The organism is Bacillus proteolyticus (genome assembly GCF_001884065.1).
GTDB classification, from domain to species: Bacteria; Bacillota; Bacilli; order Bacillales; family Bacillaceae_G; genus Bacillus_A; species Bacillus_A proteolyticus.
Window position 1 is genome coordinate 1 of the sequence record NZ_MACH01000016.1, and the last position, 18,171, is coordinate 18,171.

Here is an 18,171-nt window from a genome sequence, read left to right on the forward strand (position 1 = left end):
TGCTTAAGACTAGATTTCACTAGGAAACTTTTCGCATCTTTATATCTTTCCTAAGTATTTGCACCAGAACCCTTTATAAAATACCCATTAAATTTTCCCCAAAATTGTTCTAATGAAAGTAGTTTTCTCTTCTGTATATTTTTGTCTATTATTTTTATTTAACTTTGCTAAATTAAGTTTGAGTCGTTCATATTCAATTCTTGCTTCATCATTATCTCTCAAGTAATCTCTGAACTTTAGCTGTTCAAGTAAATGTTTATTTCCACATTGATGCATGTGGATTTGATGGGTTCTTGGTTCACCCTTACTAAAATAGTGTCTATCAGGCAAAATATTTGTTCCTCTATACGAATATCCCAACTTCTCTAAAGGTGAGGAAGTATTCGCACCATCTTTAAAATCTTTGATTTCTATGGCTATGTCAATAATTGGTTTTGCACTTAAATGTTTTACTGATGTACTTCCTATGTGGTGAATATTCATTATATATTCACCTATTTTATCTTGTATTTTTTCTTTCTCTGATAAAAAATTTTTATTCCATTCCTCTGTCCAAGGAACTAAGAATACCTCTCCTTTTGGCAAGCCTAACATCTTATTCCCCCTTTTAACGTTAATACCGTTTTTAAAACAGTTGAAACATTATACCATATTAAAAGACTCTTTTAATATTCTGCCCCGTTAGTTGAAGAAGAAATTGAGAACGTTGTTCTCCCTCCTTTTCCTCACTACCGAAGCATAGTCGAAGAGTCCTAATTGTTCAGCAAACGGGCTATTTTATGGAATAGCACTCAATAAGAAATAATTGGATATTCATGCTGGAATCTAATTAGGTTTGTGAAGTAATGTATCTAAACTAACATGAAAAAAAACTTCTGTAATTAAAGGAAAAAGGCAAAACTAAAATAGACGCAGCTCATTCAATTTTTTTAAAAAGAAAGCGTCTAATTCATTGATCAATTATTATAGTTGACTAGATTAAGAAGCTTCAGGTTCTTGCGACGTAACTGTGTATCCAAGACTTTGTAATCTTCGGAATAAATGTCGAATAATTGATTGCTGTCTCTGTTTGTCAAACTAGTCTTCGGCTAAATCTACATACATTTAATGTGAAAAAACATCAAAAACCTCATCAACCAAAGTTTGAAAGAAAAATGGTATCTTTTCAGATTGTTGGCGAAAAAGAACTGACGTTTCAGCAGGGTAGTGTCTTAATTAAACATTGGGTGATGTGCTATCCCTCATGGGGTTGTTTGGCAGGACTGTTCCAATATGTGTTACTATTTAGTTGTTCCATCAATAATTACTAAAATAAGGTAAAATATGTAGGGATGGAGAGACTAGCGATAAGTTTAGTATCTGAAAAAACTAATTTTACTGGTCAGTGAAGGGGGATCTGTATTCGAAATGTTAAAAGATGATATTATTTTGGATAAGCTGCAGCAATTTGTTTCTGGGGAATCTATTCAACGCCAAAGTATGAAGACTAGCCTTGCTGATTTTATATTGTCATCTGGTGAAACGTCGAAAGCTGCAAATTGGATAGCTAACTATATCGAGAGCTTATGTCATGACAAGCATGATAAGGGTGTTTACACTCAAATGAACAGCCCTGAATTAATTGCTGATTTATTAGAAGTGGCTTATGAAAGTCTGAGTAGGGACGCTGATCTGCAGCCATACGTTACGCAAATCGCACGATTATTGTATATTGACAAAGAGGAACGAGATAAATTAGATTCTGAACGATATGTTCAGTACCGGGCAGCTGTAATGTTGGATGAATTAATTTCCTTAAACGTTTCGTTGCCACCGGAAGTAGTAGAGCTAATGTTATCGGATTATTATAGAAATGATATACCGACAAAAGAGTTCATTTGCAGTATATGGCGGAGATTGGCTGAAAGAGGCATTAATATATCCAATCATATAAGTTCACTTGTCACCAATGTTAATAACCAAGAATCTTCTACTCTCACTAATAATAGTATACTAGCTTTATGGGCATGCATTCGCAGGGGATTCTTTGATACACCTATCCCTGATAGTAATCTAACTTACCACGTATGGCTTTGGCATATGACTACAAGCTGTGTTGGTAAACTGAAGAAAAGATATGAGGAACCTACCCGCTCAGTGGCGGTCGGCTGTCTTCTTGAAACTGCAAGGATATACCCGGAGGCTCAATCTTTGATTCTAGAGTGCATGGATAAATGGGGAATTGCAGAACCAAAGCGTCCACGTAGTGATTTTCAACGAGATTTAAAAGAGCTTTTTTCACGTTGCGAAAATCATCCAGGCATAAATTGCTTACCAGAGAATTATGTTATTACTAAAAGAGGAATCATGATTCAATAACGTAAGGATCGTACGAATCAAGTTTGGTTATTTTGAAAAAGTAATTGATAATAAAATAATGATAAAAAGATGTGATTTTTTTGCTTAATAAATGTATTATACTTTAATTAATTCTTTAGGTTATTATTTATGAGTTCTAGTAATTTTGGGTCATAATAGTAACATTTGGTTACAAGGGAACCTTTTTATTTGTACTAACGGGGACTTTAGCAACTAATAGAGTAACTATTTTGGAATTCTTTAATATTCAACAATCGGGCGCGATTGTGGAAGATAATAAGTACAAAAGGATCTTCATTCGAAGATCCTTTTTCAGTACCGATAATGAGACGTTATGTTAACTATACATGAATAGGGTATACAATAATATAAAGCAAATTAATTTAAGTATACTAATATCCGAATAACATTTATAATATTCTAAATACATAAATTAATAGATTATAAAAGGAGTAGATAAAATGAAAAATAAACCAGAGCCAATAGCGGCAGCCATTCAGTTTATTGACAAATATTTTCCGAACTGTCAGGGAGCTATATTAGCTGGTAGTGTAGTTCGTGGACAAGCAACTGAAACGTCAGATTTGGATATTGTGATTTTTGATGAAAGCTTATCTTCTTCTTATCGTCAATCTCTGATTGAATTTGAGTGGAATATTGAACTATTTGCACATAATTTAACGTCTTATCGCTTCTTTTTTGAAAGTGATTGTAAAGAAGCTAGACCTTGTATGCCGAGAATGGTAAGCGAAGGGAAGATTTTAAAAGACACAGGTGTTTTAAAAGAAATAAGAAAAGAAGCTAAAGACTTATTAGAACAAGGACCAAAAGAGTGGTCAAAAGAAACCATTGATATGAAGCGATATTTTATTACGGATGCGTTAGATGATTTAATTGGTTGCAAAGATAGGGGAGAAGGAATTTTTATTGCGAATAAACTCGGTGAGTTAGTAAGTGAGTTCATTCTTCGTAGTAATTGTAAATGGATTGGTTCATCAAAATGGGTTGTTCGTTCATTAGTTCATCATGATAAGGAACTTGCAAACGAATTTGTAGAAGCATTTGATACATTTTATAAAACAAATGACAATGATAAGATTGTTAGTTTAATTGATAAGGTGCTTAAACCTTTTGGTGGGCGATTATTTGAAGGTTTTTCTTTAGGGAAAAAGTAAATCTTATTGTACTAACGAGAGCTTTAGTTGAATGTAACTTCCGAGAACGATAATTATGTGAACACAAAAGTCCCCCAGTTAAATAATCTGGAGGACTTTTAATAGTCTTCTAAATACATTGAATCCCGATAATAGGACGTTATGTTAACCAAGCATAAATACAATATAAATATTACATTTTATCTATATTAGGTAAGTGTAACTGTCATATAATGAAGATATCTTTGTGAATTATAGGGGGGATAGAAATGAAAAAATTTATAGTTAGTTATTTAGTATGTCTCGTATTTTTTTCTATATTTACATCTAATTTGGAATTTATAAATAACTCTGAAGGTATGAAAGCATCATTTGGTTCCCCCTGGTCGATGGCTCTTCTTTACATTATGTATGGGAGTATACCTGTACTTATAGGCTGTTTACTAGGGGAATTTTCTTATAGAAAAATAAAAAGAAGTTATAAATTAAGTATTGGGATTCCCCTGTTTATATTATTAGGTGTTTTCTATACATATTTAATGTACATTGGATTATCTGGAGAATATGTATCTTATTCTATAATGGATTTTATTAAATTTAGTCTTCCTATTACTTTGTCCTCCTTAGTTTTCTATTTTATAAGACGAATAAACTGATGTTGATCAACTTCTGATAACGATAATTATGTGAACACAAAAGTCCCCCAGTTTAACAATCTGGAGGACTTTTAATAGTCTTCTAAATACATTGAATTCCCATAATGTTACGTTAGGTCAACCTTACATGAATTTTTATTCATCGCCATTTTCATAGTTTAAAAGGACAACTCGTACCCATTTTTTTAAGGATAGAGGGAACAATCATGACGTAAAGTGCAAAACAAGCCCCTTAGAATATTGATTCTTTACTCCCACCAATGTTTCATCTCACTAATTCCAACGTCCCACAACTTAGCGTTTCCGGAAACGCTAATGGTCAGCTCGTTTACCTCGTTAAAAGGCAACTCCTGTAAAGACTCTGCTCCTTGAGGAGATTGTTCGTTTAATCGATATACTTCTTGTCCATCTACGATTATTTTGGCTTCACCCTTAAAGTCTACATTGTCGGGAATGCCAAAATAGAAATAAAGCCAGACATTTTCTTTGTTCCCAAGAATATAGTTGTATGTTTTGGTTGATTCACCTTCACTGCTATACACGTTCATTTTCGGCTCTATTCGCTCACCTGCTATGGTGAAACTTGGGAGGTTCTCAGTCATAGGTGTAGTTCCTGTCATTTCTTTTATAACAGTTAATGTTTGAATAGGGCCTTCTCTTTTTTTGTTGATTTCAGAGACCACCATGACTCCAATTATAAGGACAACAATAGATAGAGCCGAAGCCATGAGCTTTTTATAAGAAATTTTTGAAGAAAATCCAACTCTATAGGCAACATAGCCAATCATTGCACCTAATGTATTGGAAATAACATCATTTACATCAAAGCTACCAAGATATGTTAAAGCCTGAATGGTTTCTAAAACGAGAATCGCTAAAACAAACAAGGATATAAACTTCCCAAATCTGACACGATACAATAGGGGAAATAGTATTCCAAAAGGGATAAAAGCAGCAATATTTCCAAAATCAACAATCCATGAATAATTTAGTTCTGGAAATTTAAGTGGTACTCCTTCTGGAACAAGGATAAAGGTGTACCGTTCTAAACTGGCTACACTATCGAGCCTGTTAAACGCAAAGAACATAAAAAATAAAACTAAAATCGTATAGCATATGGTGCCAGCTAAAATGATTTTCCGTGATTTCGTTTCCATAATATCTCCTTAATTTCAACATATTATTTACCACAAATATTATAATACTAAAATATCAGTTTAAAAAAAAACGGGAATATGATAATTCCGGCCAAAATCTAATTTTATTTATATGCTTAATTATATTTAGGGGTTTTGTTATTATTGTCAGTCTATCTAAGAAGGGCAAGATATAAATTTATTAACTTCCGAGAACGATAATTATGTAAATGAGCTGTCCAAATGGATGGCTTATTTTATTTTTTGCTTAGCGTGGTTTTTTTCAAAAATGCTGGCGGTACTCCTATTAACAACCTATCCTACTTATCTCCCAAATTATATTGCTGAAAATGGTGATTTTCCACGTGGTTATGAATTTTCTTATGGTACGAGCCTATCTACTCCTACAGTATCAGCGGTTGCGGCTCTTATATTAACAGAGTATAAAGAGGAAAAATTAAAAAACTTGTCTATTAATGAAATTCAAAATATTATGTATCAAACTACCTTAAAATCTGGAACAAATAGAAAAGAAAAACTTTCAGGAAGGGGTACGATAGATGCATATGAGGCCCTGAAATTAATCAACAATAAATAAGATTTGAATAAAACCAAAAACCATAATAGAAGGTTAAGTAATTTATTTTGCAGAGATATTAGTGCCTTTTAGAGACATATAAGAAATGTGTTCTTAAATAATTTTAATCGTTAAAATAACTGGTTATATCTTAGTGGGATAAACCAGTTGTTTTATAAACTAAATCCATTCATTCGGTCCATTATTATTTTTTCTGTGATGAGTAAAGTGGAATCTTCTAATTATATATCATGAATAAACTTAAAATACTAGAATCTTTATGACAAATAAATATTTTTAAAATTTAAAGAAAATTCATTGAAATTTCGATTAGAAAGGTATAAAATGGGATTTAATAGACTGAACAGTTCAGTTCAATTTTATTTTGAGGTAGGAACAGTTTTTGAAAAGTCAGAAAGAGGTGCTAGCTTTGAAAGAAAAAATCATAATATCTGCTTTGAAATTATTTGCGGAAAAGGGTTTTCATGCTACTAATGTGCAAGAGATTGCAAATCACGCCGGAGTTGCTAAGGGGACGTTATATGCTCATTTTACTTCCAAAAAGAATATTTTAATTTCTATATATGGTTATTACTTAGACTGCTTATACAATAGTTTAGATGTTAGCGTTATAAGTAATAATGAATCTTTTGAGGAACGACTAATAAAATTAAACAAAGTTTTAAATAATTATCTAAGTGTCGCATTTGAGCATGAAAATTTCCTTAAAATGCAAATGAAAGAACAAAATATTAATGATCCACAAATTATGGAATTTATTCAGGGAAAACGCAGGGAAATTTATATTAAGTTTCAGCAACTAATGAAGTATGTCGGAGGAGAAGAACTGAAAAATTGTGTATTAGATGAGGCCGTTATATTAAATAGTCTAATTGAGGAATACTCAGCAGTTGTGATATTAGATGGAGCGGATATATCAGTTGAGGAATTAGTTAATTTTATTACACAAACCATATCCTGTATCTTAAAGGGATTTAAAAATAAGCATATATCCCCGATTCTTAGTGAAAATTACATGAAAAATAAGGAGATTAGAGAGGAGCTTATATATACAAATAAAATTAAGGAACGATTGAATGCAATCAATCAATTAATCCATAACATTTATTTTACTCAAGAAGAAAAACAAGAAGTCAATGCTTCTTTAATGTTTATTAACGATGAATTATCTAAGAGTAACCCAGATATCATAATTATCAAAGGGATGCTAAGAAATATAGGGCAATTTACAGAATTAGAATTCATAGTAGATGAGATATTTAGTTTATTACAACAAATAAAAAAAGATTTTTGATGGAAAACACTATTTCTAATAGAGGTGAGCTTTTATGTTAGGTGAATTAATAGAAGTTATAAAATTTATTATATAAATTTTTAGAGGGAATATTCCTGGTACTCAGTTGTATGTAATGATGAGTATTCTAGTTATAGTACTCATGGGTGAAGTATTATTTGAATTGAAAAAAGGAGCAGTTAAAATATATTTCTACTAGTTGGTGAGCGATTAATATTAAATATATATTATTTTATTAGTACCACTTGCTGTGCTCTTTGTTAAATTTAATAAAATATCATTAAAAGCAATAACATTAATAATTCATTTGATATTTACAGGAGTTACATTACAATCAGTTTGATTAATCAGTATTGGGAGCCTAATATAAAATTCCCTGTAATTTTATTAATCGCTAATATAGTTGCCCACACTTTTTTAAGTCTAGTAATAGTTACGTATGGATTAACTAAGGATGAACAAAAAAGGTCTAATAACTTAGTTAGAAAATCTAAAAAAGGGACTTTTTAAATTATTTTAGATTTTCTCTTGTAATACCTTATGTAAGTGAATGAAATACTCTTACTTGTTTCGGTTAAATAAGGGATTCTTATGTACAGGGAACCGGATAAGGTGTTTCCAAATCGTGTCCAAACGTACAGTTTTCTTTTTTGATATGGTGCCCTCATTGCCATCAACCTAAAAAACAGGTCACCTCCAAAACGATAAATAAGCTTTTTCATAAGAAATTTGTAAGGAATGGATAAGAAAAAAGCAATTTTAATTGTGGATGATAAAAATATAAAGAAGAGTGAAAGGGGGGATTAGATAAGATATATTTATGTGAAAAACAAACTAGTCATAAGAGTGTTGTAAGGAAAAGAAGTAATTTCTGGGGTTAACATACTTGTAAAAAAAGAGGGATTTACCGTTTGTTAGGACAAAAATAATCATTATGAAGATAATTACAAATTCCATGTTGTCCTTTTGTCATTGATGGAGATGATAGCTGTGTAATTAATACGAAACAACAAGCAACCACTCATACAATATGAATAGAGGAGAGGAATGCCTTATGAAAACACGTAGTCAAATTACATTTGTAAAAGCAGAGCCCACTGAAAATGTATCTAGTTCGTCACACACAAGCACTCAACGAGATCGTAATTCCGTCAAACAAGCAATGCGTGATATCTTGAAATTTGGAATCCCGGGGATACTTGCTAAAACTTCCGAGGATGGGAAAACGTGGAGTTATGCGGCCGGAGTAGCGGACCTGAGAACCAAGAAACCAATGGAAACAGATTTCCGCTTTCGCATCGGCAGCGTGACGAAGACGTTCACCGCAACAGTTGTATTTCAATTAGCCGAAGAGAACCGCTTGAATCTAGACGACTCTATTGAAAAATGGTTTCCTGGTGTCATTCAAGGAAACGGGTATGATGATAAACAGATTACTATCCGGCAATTATTGCACCACACAAGTGGTATCGCTAATTACACAATGTCAAAGGATTTTAATATCATGGATACAAAAAAATCTTATACTGCTGAAGAATTAGTAAAGATGGGAATATCCATGCCTCCAGATTTTGCTCCAGGAAAGAGCTGGTCGTATTCAAATACAGGATATGTATTACTAGGAATTCTTATTGAAAAAGTAACTGGGAACAGCTATGCGGAAGAGATTGAAAATCGAATCATTGAACCACTTGAATTAGCGAATACATTCTTAACTGGAAATTCAAGCGTCATTCCAGGAACCAACCATGCCCGTGGATATATCCAATTAGACGGAGCAAGTGAGCCAAAAGATGTTACTTATTATAACCCAAGTATGGGGAGCTCGGCCGGAGATATGATTTCTACGGCTGATGATTTAAACAAATTCTTCTCTTATTTACTTGGGGGTAAATTACTGAAAGAACAGCAACTAAAGCAAATGCTTACAACAGTCCCTACAGGAATAGATGAACTTGGCGATTCCGGGCTTGGAATTTTCAAAATTATGCTTCCAAACGGTGTCTCGATATGGGGACACTCAGGTGGCATTCCAGGGTTTAGTACTTTTGCTGGAGGCACACTTGGAGGCAGGCATACGCTGGCCGTTAATTTGAACATCCTTAAAGCTGATAGTCCTGAACCTTTTAAAAATATTTTACTTGCTGAATTTAGCAAGTAGGCAAAAAGGAAAACTGGATAAATTTTGTCATAGTTTTTATAGTTAAATATATACCTTTCTGGTTCAAAAACCCTAAATTACTCTAAAAAATGATTTTGGTATTTTTGGAATTCTGGTGGCAACTCAATGCTATTAAGCTAATAAAACAAAATCTTCCCTAAAATGAAAAAATACGCTATTCTTTCTGTAGAATCATAGGAAAGGATGGCGTGTTTGTATGTCTATTTCTATATCTGATGAAGTACAACTATTTGCTCAAGAGATTCAAAGTTTTTTATCTCCAAATATCTTACGAGATTTTGCTAGAGATGTTGGTTTCGTGCAACGAACCAGTAAATACCAAGCAAAAGATTTAGTCGCTTTATGTGTATGGGTGAGCCAAAATGTAGCTATGACTTCTTTAACTCAGTTATCTAGCTGTTTAGAAGCTGTACAGAGATAATAAAGTTGTTTAATTTACAATAAAGTCGTTTAAAACATAATAAAGTTGTTTAAAAAACGCCAGTCATGTTATTCAACAATCGGGCCATATTCTAAAATAATTAATTGTTAAAATATCTAAAATTTGAGATGATTTGGGTAGAAGAGCTAAAATTAAAAAATGTAATACAGGATGTGTATTACTATAGATATCATAGAAGGGAGAGGGGAAATATAGTAAATTCGTGGGGACGACCTAGAATAAAAATCCAAAAAACAAAAAGTGAATGGATTTGGGATATCATTGGATATTCATTTTTCTTAGGATCAATAATTTTTTTGATCACCATTTGGGGAAGATTACCCGAGGAAGTACCGGGACATTATAACGCAGCAGGGGTTGTAGATCGCTGGGGGGCAAAGTGGGAACTTTTGATTCTACCAGGAATAGGGGTATTTATACTTCTTTTAATGCAGACTTTAGAAAAGTTTCCAGAAGTTTACAACTATCCACAAAGACTTAATGAATCGAATGCTAAGCAGTTTTATTTAAATAGCCGAAAGCTGATTAATCAATTAAAAAATGTTTGTTTAGTTATTTTTACTTTAATCCAATTTGAGACAATTTCAATAGCTTTAGGTTGGAGAAGCGGTTTTGGTAAATTATTTTTACCGATAATAATTATCGGGACAGTTATTCCAATTGTTATAGGAATAATAAGGCAACGAAAAATTAAATAATACGTGCTGAATAAACAATCTAATTTATGACGTTATTTCGTTATCGGGCGCTATTGTTGAATAAAACTTAGATTTTTAAACGTCTTTATTGCTATATCTTTAAGTACAGTGAAGTATCTTATATCGAAAATCAAACAACTATATTTTAACCCCGTCTTAAATTTAGAACGGGGTTATGCTTGTTTTAGGTTTAAAAATTAAATAACTTTATTGTCTTTTTACATACATTTTTTATTCCCTGTTGCAGAATCCTTATAATATTATAAGGATTCTTTTTTTTGTATCAAAAATCTACAAAGAAAAAGATAAGATCGGGAACACAATCTTATCTTTAGCACAAGGAGTAAACAAAAGGAATAACCATCATATTTTTATAATACTACAATTTTTGTTAATTTTGAATATTAAAACCATAATTGATAAGTATATCTATATTGAGGAATTTATTACAAAATTAGCTATAAATGATTCAAAACCCGAAAGTAAACTTTTACCCATTAGTTTACTTTCATTACCCCGAAATCATTGACTCCACACCAATTAACCCGATATTCTCAATTTACACAATAAAAGTATACATTCAAAACAAGTATTAATAAAGAGATTGTAGTACCTGTAAACAAAAAGAGAAACAAACTAGAGTTGATCTAGCTTGTTTGAATAAATTACATCAGCGTAAGCAATACTCTCCTAGATACAAAAATTTAATTACAAATCCCTTATATGCTTTCTAATATCCGAAGCTACTTTAGTAGGATCATTGATTTCAAAATAAACATATTTATATTTTTCATGTCCTTCTAATTCAATCATTACGAGTGGTACTCTATTTTCATATGAAAGAAAGTACCATTCTTCAGCATATTTAAAACTACCTTCAAAAATGTTAAGTGCTGAAATTGAGGTTCCAGGCATACGGAGCATCCATTGTGGAGCATCAAAATGATCAACATATACATTCTTAATAGTATTATAAGGAATTTTTAATTTTAATTTTAAAGCAAAAAATCCTGTTACCCCACTTAACTTTAAAATTACACTTTCATTATCAAATAATACTTCTCTTCCCATGAACTCCCTCCTAACTTTGATTAATATATATTTTCTAAATTATACCATTCCGTTACGGAAACAATACCTACTTAATTACCATAACACCACTTATCAGTAGTCCATGTAATTAAAAGTAGTAAAGACACTAGCAGATAATAGACCTAATAAAAATTAGGTATATTATTTTTATTTAATTCAAACTCTTCTTCATGTATTACTATACTTGTAATTCTCACTTTTTTTTAGTATGTGACTTAATTTAAGAATTCAAATTATAAATGGAGTGTACAATGCGAAAATTCTGCCCCTGAAAAAACGTTAATTTTCTTGTTTACAAACAAGAGGGCATAGGAGTAATATATTGTACATAAATTCATATCACTATTCGCTGAATCCATATGGATCGGGGGAACCAAATTTTGTGCGATTGCACTCGGGGTGAATCCTTCTTAAATGAAGGTAGGGCTACTCTCAAGGCCCGAATCCGACAGCTAACCTCGTAAGCGTTCCGAGAGGGGATACTATGGTGACTTTTAAAAACACTGGGTGAACTTTGGTGTCTTTTTTTATACTCTTTTTCTGGAAAAATAATTCAAAAAAGGATGAGGCACTTGAAAGAGACACCCATAAAAACGAAAAATCCACTTTTTTCTTTCCCTTCTAATTCCCAACCTTCTAAATTAAGAAGAGAATTAGGGATGAGACATTTAACAATGATTTCTATAGGCGGAAGCATTGGGACTGGGTTATTTATAGCAAGCGGAAATACGATTCATACAGCAGGACCTGGTGGAGCAATTATAGCTTATTTGTTGATGGGGTGTATTGTTTACCTGTTGATGACCAGCTTGGGAGAGATGGCAGCGTATATGCCTACATCGGGTTCTTTTAGTACGTATGCTTCTAAATTTGTAGATCCTGCATTTGGTTTTGCAATTGGTTGGAATTACTGGTTTAGCTGGACTATTACTCTTGCAGTTGAAATTTCATCAGGAGCTATTCTTATGAAATATTGGTTTCCATACAGTCCATCTATTCTTTGGAGTGCGTTATTCATACTGTTTATGTTTGGAATTAATATTCTTTCAGTGAAACATTATGGAGAAATGGAGTTTTGGCTTTCACTTGTAAAAGTTATTACTATAGTCGTGTTTATTATGTTAGGAATAGCCACGATATTTGGAATTTTCAAAGGGAATCCTATTGGATTTCACAATCTAACAATTGGAGACGCACCGTTTCATGGAGGTTTTCTTTCTATTCTTAGTGTGTTTATGATTGCGGGATTTTCCTTTCAAGGTACAGAAATGGTCGGAATTGTAGCTGGAGAAAGTAAAGATCCTGAAAAGCATATTCCAAAAGCTGTGCGGCAAATCTTTTGGAGAATTCTTTTATTTTACATACTTACCATTTGCGTAATTGGAGTCATAGTTCCCTACACAGATCCGAATCTAGTTAACAATGACATTAGTAATATTACAATGAGTCCCTTCACACTAGTATTTGAAAAAATTGGCTTCGCATTCGCAGCTTCTATTATGAATGCAGTTATCTTGGTATCTGTTCTATCAGCTGGTAATTCTGGAATGTATGTTGCAACCCGAATGTTATGGGTAATGGCAAAAGAAGGGAAAGCTCCAAATTGCTTAAAAAAAGTAAATAAACAAGGTGTTCCTATTAATGCTTTACTTATGACAACGACTGTGGCAATCGTAGCGTTTGCAGCTTCTTTATTTGGAGAAGGGCAAGCATTTATATGGCTTTTGAATGCTTCGGGACTTTGTGGATTTATTGCATGGTTAGGGATTGCTATAAGCCATTATCGTTTTCGTCAGGCTTTTTTACATCAACAAAAGAATTTAAATGAGCTCCCGTATCAAGCAAAGTGGTATCCTATCGGTCCTATTTTGGCATTTGTAATATGTACTATTATTATTTTAGGACAGAATTATTCAGTCTTTATAGGATCACATGTCGATTGGTATGAAGTACTTGCTACTTATATTGGTTTACTGCTTTTTCTTGTATTTTGGTTCGGCTATAAAATTATAAAAAAAACAAAGGTGATTCCATTACAACAAGTCAATTTAGAGCATGATGATCATTAAGAATGGAAATTAAGGAGACAGAAATATGGAACTAGACATTCTACTCAGGTTACTTGTAGCAATACTTGTTGGAGCAATAATTGGATTAGAGCGTCAATGGCATAATTGCATTGCTGGATTACGTACAAATGTACTTGTTTCCGTTGGTGCTGCACTTTTTGTACTATTAAGTGTACTCACTCCAACTGATAATACACCTACAAGAATAGCTTCTCAAATTGTAAGCGGGATTGGTTTTTTAGGTGCTGGAGTTATTATGAAAGATGGATTGACAGTTCGAGGACTGGATACAGCAGCAACATTATGGTGTTCTGCGGCTGTAGGTACATTAGCAGGTAGCGGCTATTTACTTATAGCTATAACAGGAACCATTCTTATTGTCAGCATAAATAGTTTACTAAGACCTGTTTCGAAATGGGTTTCCGAAAAATCAGAAAAAGGTTTTAAATATTCCCAACAAGTTACCGCTCTCTCTTATAGAGTAACACATAAACCATCAGAGAAAAAAGATTGTTAAAAAGAAGCTAATTTTAAGAACGTTATCAATAATAATAAAAGAGACCTATTCTAGATGGGCAAATAGAGAAATAATAAGTGTGCAATTTATTCAATATTTGAACTGATGAAAAATACTTTCTACAAAGTAATCAAAGAATACGGAAGTACATTAAAACCAGCCCTGAGCTGTTTTTTGTAGTCCAACCTTACAGTAGCTGTTTATCTTTCTTCCAATATATAAACTAATTACTTAAGGCGTCTAGAAAGGTGGGAGATTCATATCAAAAAAATAGAATGTTTTACAGAACCATATTTTAAAACTGTTGGTGGACGAAAAAAGGCATATAGAGTGTTTGGTTACAAAGATGGGGAAAAAAATCTTTTCCGATTACATTTAAAACATTGAAACAGGTAAGAACGTTTACCTACAAACATGCTCTCGAAAATCCTGGATGGTTAAATGCCAATGGTGATATTAGTGAATATAATGTTAAAGTGGATAGAGATGAATATAAAAATGTCTGGCAAGATAATGTTATAGAAAATGTATATAAAAATTACACTGATTTTAATAATTGGTGGCAGTAATTCTTAAACTGCTATGATTCCAAATCAATTTTTTACAAAAAGCTATGAATAAATGTAAAAGTATGAGGCAAGGAAATTCACTCATGTAGAGCAACAAGAAATCAAAACTGGAATTGATAAATAGATGACTTAAAATGTTTCAGAAATGAAACTAATTGAGTCATCTATTTTTTTATTATGTAGGGAATGTTGTTGTTCGAAGTAACGAATATACGACTACAGATTGGGGTCGCGCCCACATTTTAACGAAAATATACGCTAATCGAATTTCAGAATAGAACGAGTCATCTTTTTTCTTAAAATAAAAAGATGACTCGTTCTATTTAAACTGTTGAATACTTAATATTTATATCACTATTCATAGCCAACAACCGTACAAAATGAAAATCTCCCTAACTATTTTCACGTATTTTTATTTTTTCAGAGGCAACTGTATAAGGCTTTTCTTAGTGCAAGTTCTCTTGGTTCATTGGCCATGCCAAATCCATGTTTGTTCATCGCATAAGCATAACCTAACTTTTCATCTGGATCGGCAAAACAGAATGATCCTCCTGCGCCTGGGTGACCAAAAGAGCTTTCGCTTCGCCCGAATTTCATATCTGAAAAGTGTTTCCAAAATCCCAAAGAATAGGCTATGTTTATACAATTCACATAATCATAATACCCTGATGTCGGAGGGATAGCTCTTTTCCTTAATTCATTTATTGTTTCTTCCCTCAATCCGAGAGTTTTTGCACCACTAGCAAAAGCACCATAAATTTTTGCCATTGCTCTTACTTGCCCCACACCATTTCCTGAAGGGAATTCTATAGATAAAATGGGACGATGATTAAAATTATCATTTGATACGAATTTTTTTGGATCTACTAAACTTCTAGCTACTAATGACTTAGTATTAAGAAAACCAAGTAACATTTTTATAGGTAGCTTTGTCATCCCCTTAAGTAACTGAATGGGGTGATTTATTCCTTCAATAGTTGTTATTTTCTCTTCAGAAATATCTTTAGGAAGACCAATATAAAACTCTGCTTTTAGTGGTTCTGCTATTTCTTCTTGAAAGAAATCTTTTAGGGTCCGATGTTTAGGGTCTGTTCTTTTAATCAGTTCTCCAATTAAGGTTCCAATTGTCCAGGCATGATAGCCCTGAATTTTCCCAACCTCCCAAGCAGGTTTGCTTGCAGCAAGAGAATTTGATAGACGAGAAGTATCTAAGTCTTCTAACATATCGATTTCAAGTTCATTGAGAGGCGATAATCCAGCTTGATGTGCTAGAAGCTGTCTAACGGTTATTTTGTCTTTTCCATTCTGAGCAAACTCAGGCCAATATGAACACACTTTCTCATCATAGTTAATGTGACCTCTAGAATGCGCTAAACTTAAGGCCAGTGCAGCAAAACCTTTTGTAGCTGAAAACACTTGAACCAGTGTATCTTTTTCCCATTCTGCACGAGTCTGTCGATCTCGATATCCACCCCATAAATCAACGACTGCTTCATTGTTAATGTATACAGAAAAGGCCGCTCCAATTTCTCCTCGCTCAGTAAAATTTCTAATGAACTCATCCTTTACCAATTCAAACCCCGGTGCAACAAATCCATGAATTAATATATTATTTTTTGTTGCCATGTCTTTTCCCCTTTATTTAGTATAATCTGGTCTTTTATCACAGATAACATTTATGTGTTTACAAAATACGAATAATTCAATAAAATAAACCTATCAGATATTCGACTAAATGTCTATAAATAGTCAAATAAAAACAGGTGGGGATACATTATGGCAAGAATTTCATCTGAGCAGAGAAAACAGATACATGAGAATCTTCTCTTTAAGAGTAAAGAACTGTTTATTCAATATGGATTCTCTAAAACTAGTATTGATGACATAGTAAATGCATGTGGAATCGCAAAGGGTTCTTTTTATTCATATTATTCATCAAAAGAAGAGTTGTTTTACGCAGTATTGCGAAAAGAGGAAGAAGTAAAAAATACAATTATTTCAGAAATTATGTGTGAGTCTCTACCTCCAAAAGAACTTTTAATTCGTTTCTTTGAATTATCTTTTAAAACTATAGAACAAAACCCATTTTTACAAAGTCTTTATCAAAGAGGTGAATATGATCGAATTGTGAAAAGACTTCCTAAGGAACTTCTAGATAAACATGCAAAGGAAGATTTAGATAGTTCTTTAGCATTTGTTAAATTTCTACAGGAAAAAGGCGTTACAGAGGATGATCCTGAAGTACTTATTGGCCTATTTCGAACAACCATACTTATTCCATTACATCGACAAGAGATTGGAGAACCGACTTTTTCGAAGATGATGAAAAAAATGATTGAATGCTTATCAGATGGTCTAACAAAACATAAGGAGTGAAATTCATTTATTATACATTTGCTGCTTTAGGGCTTCACTTTTCACTTCCAAAAAAATTATGATTCAGAGGTGTATGCTTTCATATCAAAAGTTTAGTACTCTATTTTATTATCGAAAACATTTATAAACGCTTGTTAAGTGATTACAACCTTTATAAACTTCTTAGCGTACAATTTTCTCGAAATGATATGGAATGTAGTTTCAGTGAAAATTGATGTAGATACAAAAGAAGCTAACGAAAACATTAAGGTATTAACTACTGCAGCTAATGATTGTGTTGAAGCGTTAGAACGATTAGAAAAGAAACTAGGAAGATTCTATGTCTTCTCCAATCCTCTTTAGAGCCGTCACTTCAGTGATCGCTTTTTGTTCATTTGAATAAAAGGATAATTATGTTTTCTGTTGAATGAATAGATTGGGAAAGGTGGAGAAATTATGCAATATGGAGAGATGTTGAAAGAATTAGCCGAAGGGGGAATATATACCGAAAAACAGATTTCTAATTTGTTATGCAATAATAGAAAGGAATTAACTATTTTATGCGATTCTGTAAAAAAGTTCGGTGAATCTGAAAAAGAAAGATTTCAAGTGATGGGTAAATATGAAATATATGTTCATAAAAATCAAGGTTACTCTTATCAAGCACTATCAAAAAAGACAATGGTTTATGTTATAGAAAAGATTTAAAAGCATCCAAAACGGGTGTTTTTTCTTTGTTATATAGAAATTACACATTAATGGACAAAATGGACATTTGATGAGGGTATAACATGTATATAGGAATTACTGTATTAGGCGCTGTTGAGATCGGTTTAGCATCTTATTTGTTATAAAGGGTAACAAAATAAACGAAAATAGAAATAGTTAACAAATGTCTGTTTTATAGTTTATAGGTGAACATAACTATATCTTCATTATATATAGAAATTACTATTGATTATAAGTATATGTGCTTCTATAAGAATACTTTCATTTTCTTAATAAAAAGTATAAAAGTTATTAGTTAAAATTTTATATTAATGTTATTTTA

Annotated in this window: 17 protein-coding genes, 1 pseudogene and 1 riboswitch; of the genes and pseudogenes, 14 read left to right on the forward strand and 4 right to left on the reverse strand. The window is 32.4% G+C overall.

Features of this window, described 5'->3' with window-relative positions:
- Nucleotides 1-87: 87 nt before the first annotated feature.
- Nucleotides 88-594, reverse strand: a complete 507-nt coding sequence (locus BAQ49_RS02820) for a GrpB family protein (RefSeq protein WP_071744104.1) — start codon at nucleotides 592-594, stop codon at nucleotides 88-90.
- 813 nt (nucleotides 595-1,407) lie between these two features.
- Here BAQ49_RS02820 and BAQ49_RS02825 point away from each other — a divergent pair.
- From BAQ49_RS02825 to BAQ49_RS02835, 3 genes are all read left to right on the forward strand, one after another.
- On the forward strand, nucleotides 1,408-2,358 hold the full coding sequence (locus BAQ49_RS02825) for a hypothetical protein (protein ID WP_071744105.1): 951 nt from the start codon (nucleotides 1,408-1,410) through the stop codon (nucleotides 2,356-2,358).
- Between the two features lie 461 nt (nucleotides 2,359-2,819).
- Nucleotides 2,820-3,533 carry a nucleotidyltransferase domain-containing protein gene (locus BAQ49_RS02830; protein WP_071744106.1) on the forward strand — a complete coding sequence of 238 codons (714 nt, stop codon included), beginning with the start codon at nucleotides 2,820-2,822 and terminating at the stop codon, nucleotides 3,531-3,533.
- Nucleotides 3,534-3,781: 248 nt separating this feature from the next.
- A complete protein-coding gene (locus tag BAQ49_RS02835) occupies nucleotides 3,782-4,168 on the forward strand; it encodes a hypothetical protein (protein WP_071744107.1) in 387 nt (128 codons plus the stop codon).
- Between the two features lie 248 nt (nucleotides 4,169-4,416).
- On the opposite strand, the gene BAQ49_RS02840 is transcribed toward BAQ49_RS02835, so the two are convergent.
- Nucleotides 4,417-5,325 carry a VanZ family protein gene (locus BAQ49_RS02840; RefSeq protein WP_071744108.1) on the reverse strand — a complete coding sequence of 303 codons (909 nt, stop codon included), beginning with the start codon at nucleotides 5,323-5,325 and terminating at the stop codon, nucleotides 4,417-4,419.
- A 226-nt stretch (nucleotides 5,326-5,551) separates the two neighbouring features.
- Here BAQ49_RS02840 and BAQ49_RS02845 point away from each other — a divergent pair, with 226 nt between their 5' ends.
- The 5 genes and pseudogenes from BAQ49_RS02845 (at nucleotide 5,552) to BAQ49_RS02865 (ending at nucleotide 10,518) form a co-directional block, all read left to right on the forward strand.
- Nucleotides 5,552-5,902 (forward strand): S8 family serine peptidase, encoded by a 351-nt coding sequence (locus BAQ49_RS02845; protein ID WP_071744109.1) that lies wholly within the window; start codon nucleotides 5,552-5,554, stop codon nucleotides 5,900-5,902.
- A 409-nt stretch (nucleotides 5,903-6,311) separates the two neighbouring features.
- Entirely contained in the window at nucleotides 6,312-7,196 is an 885-nt protein-coding gene (locus tag BAQ49_RS02850; protein WP_071771222.1) for a TetR/AcrR family transcriptional regulator, read from the forward strand.
- A 1,054-nt stretch (nucleotides 7,197-8,250) separates the two neighbouring features.
- The gene (locus BAQ49_RS02855; RefSeq protein WP_244159062.1) at nucleotides 8,251-9,357 is read left to right on the forward strand and encodes a serine hydrolase domain-containing protein; all 1,107 of its coding nucleotides are present in this window, start codon (nucleotides 8,251-8,253) and stop codon (nucleotides 9,355-9,357) included.
- Between the two features lie 217 nt (nucleotides 9,358-9,574).
- A pseudogene (locus BAQ49_RS02860) lies at nucleotides 9,575-9,787 on the forward strand (IS4 family transposase); the annotation flags it as partial.
- Nucleotides 9,788-10,068: 281 nt separating this feature from the next.
- A complete protein-coding gene (locus tag BAQ49_RS02865) occupies nucleotides 10,069-10,518 on the forward strand; it encodes a DUF1648 domain-containing protein (protein WP_208610840.1) in 450 nt (149 codons plus the stop codon).
- Nucleotides 10,519-11,226: 708 nt separating this feature from the next.
- Here the strand turns inward: BAQ49_RS02865 and BAQ49_RS02875 are convergent.
- Nucleotides 11,227-11,589, reverse strand: coding sequence for a hypothetical protein (locus BAQ49_RS02875; protein ID WP_071744113.1), 363 nt, complete (start codon nucleotides 11,587-11,589; stop codon nucleotides 11,227-11,229).
- Between the two features lie 358 nt (nucleotides 11,590-11,947).
- Nucleotides 11,948-12,093: riboswitch (cyclic di-AMP (ydaO/yuaA leader) on the forward strand.
- Nucleotides 12,094-12,182: 89 nt separating this feature from the next.
- Here BAQ49_RS02875 and BAQ49_RS02880 point away from each other — a divergent pair.
- The 3 genes from BAQ49_RS02880 (at nucleotide 12,183) to BAQ49_RS02890 (ending at nucleotide 14,765) form a co-directional block, all read left to right on the forward strand.
- Nucleotides 12,183-13,679: an amino acid permease gene (locus BAQ49_RS02880; protein ID WP_084667313.1), complete on the forward strand. Its 1,497-nt coding sequence runs from the start codon at nucleotides 12,183-12,185 to the stop codon at nucleotides 13,677-13,679.
- A 25-nt stretch (nucleotides 13,680-13,704) separates the two neighbouring features.
- Nucleotides 13,705-14,196 carry an MgtC/SapB family protein gene (locus tag BAQ49_RS02885; RefSeq protein WP_071744114.1) on the forward strand — a complete coding sequence of 164 codons (492 nt, stop codon included), beginning with the start codon at nucleotides 13,705-13,707 and terminating at the stop codon, nucleotides 14,194-14,196.
- 383 nt (nucleotides 14,197-14,579) lie between these two features.
- Nucleotides 14,580-14,765: a hypothetical protein gene (locus tag BAQ49_RS02890; protein WP_244159063.1), complete on the forward strand. Its 186-nt coding sequence runs from the start codon at nucleotides 14,580-14,582 to the stop codon at nucleotides 14,763-14,765.
- A 420-nt stretch (nucleotides 14,766-15,185) separates the two neighbouring features.
- On the opposite strand, the gene BAQ49_RS02900 is transcribed toward BAQ49_RS02890, so the two are convergent.
- Nucleotides 15,186-16,391 (reverse strand): serine hydrolase domain-containing protein, encoded by a 1,206-nt coding sequence (locus BAQ49_RS02900; protein WP_071744115.1) that lies wholly within the window; start codon nucleotides 16,389-16,391, stop codon nucleotides 15,186-15,188.
- A gap of 150 nt (nucleotides 16,392-16,541) precedes the next feature.
- Here BAQ49_RS02900 and BAQ49_RS02905 point away from each other — a divergent pair, with 150 nt between their 5' ends.
- The 3 genes from BAQ49_RS02905 to BAQ49_RS02910 all read left to right on the forward strand — a co-directional run bounded on the left by BAQ49_RS02905 (nucleotide 16,542) and on the right by BAQ49_RS02910 (nucleotide 17,828).
- Nucleotides 16,542-17,141, forward strand: a complete 600-nt coding sequence (locus tag BAQ49_RS02905) for a TetR/AcrR family transcriptional regulator (protein ID WP_071744116.1) — start codon at nucleotides 16,542-16,544, stop codon at nucleotides 17,139-17,141.
- Between the two features lie 183 nt (nucleotides 17,142-17,324).
- Nucleotides 17,325-17,483, forward strand: coding sequence for a hypothetical protein (locus tag BAQ49_RS32730; RefSeq protein ID WP_165616023.1), 159 nt, complete (start codon nucleotides 17,325-17,327; stop codon nucleotides 17,481-17,483).
- Nucleotides 17,484-17,576: 93 nt separating this feature from the next.
- Nucleotides 17,577-17,828: a hypothetical protein gene (locus BAQ49_RS02910; protein WP_071744117.1), complete on the forward strand. Its 252-nt coding sequence runs from the start codon at nucleotides 17,577-17,579 to the stop codon at nucleotides 17,826-17,828.
- The last annotated feature ends 343 nt before the right edge of the window (nucleotides 17,829-18,171 follow it).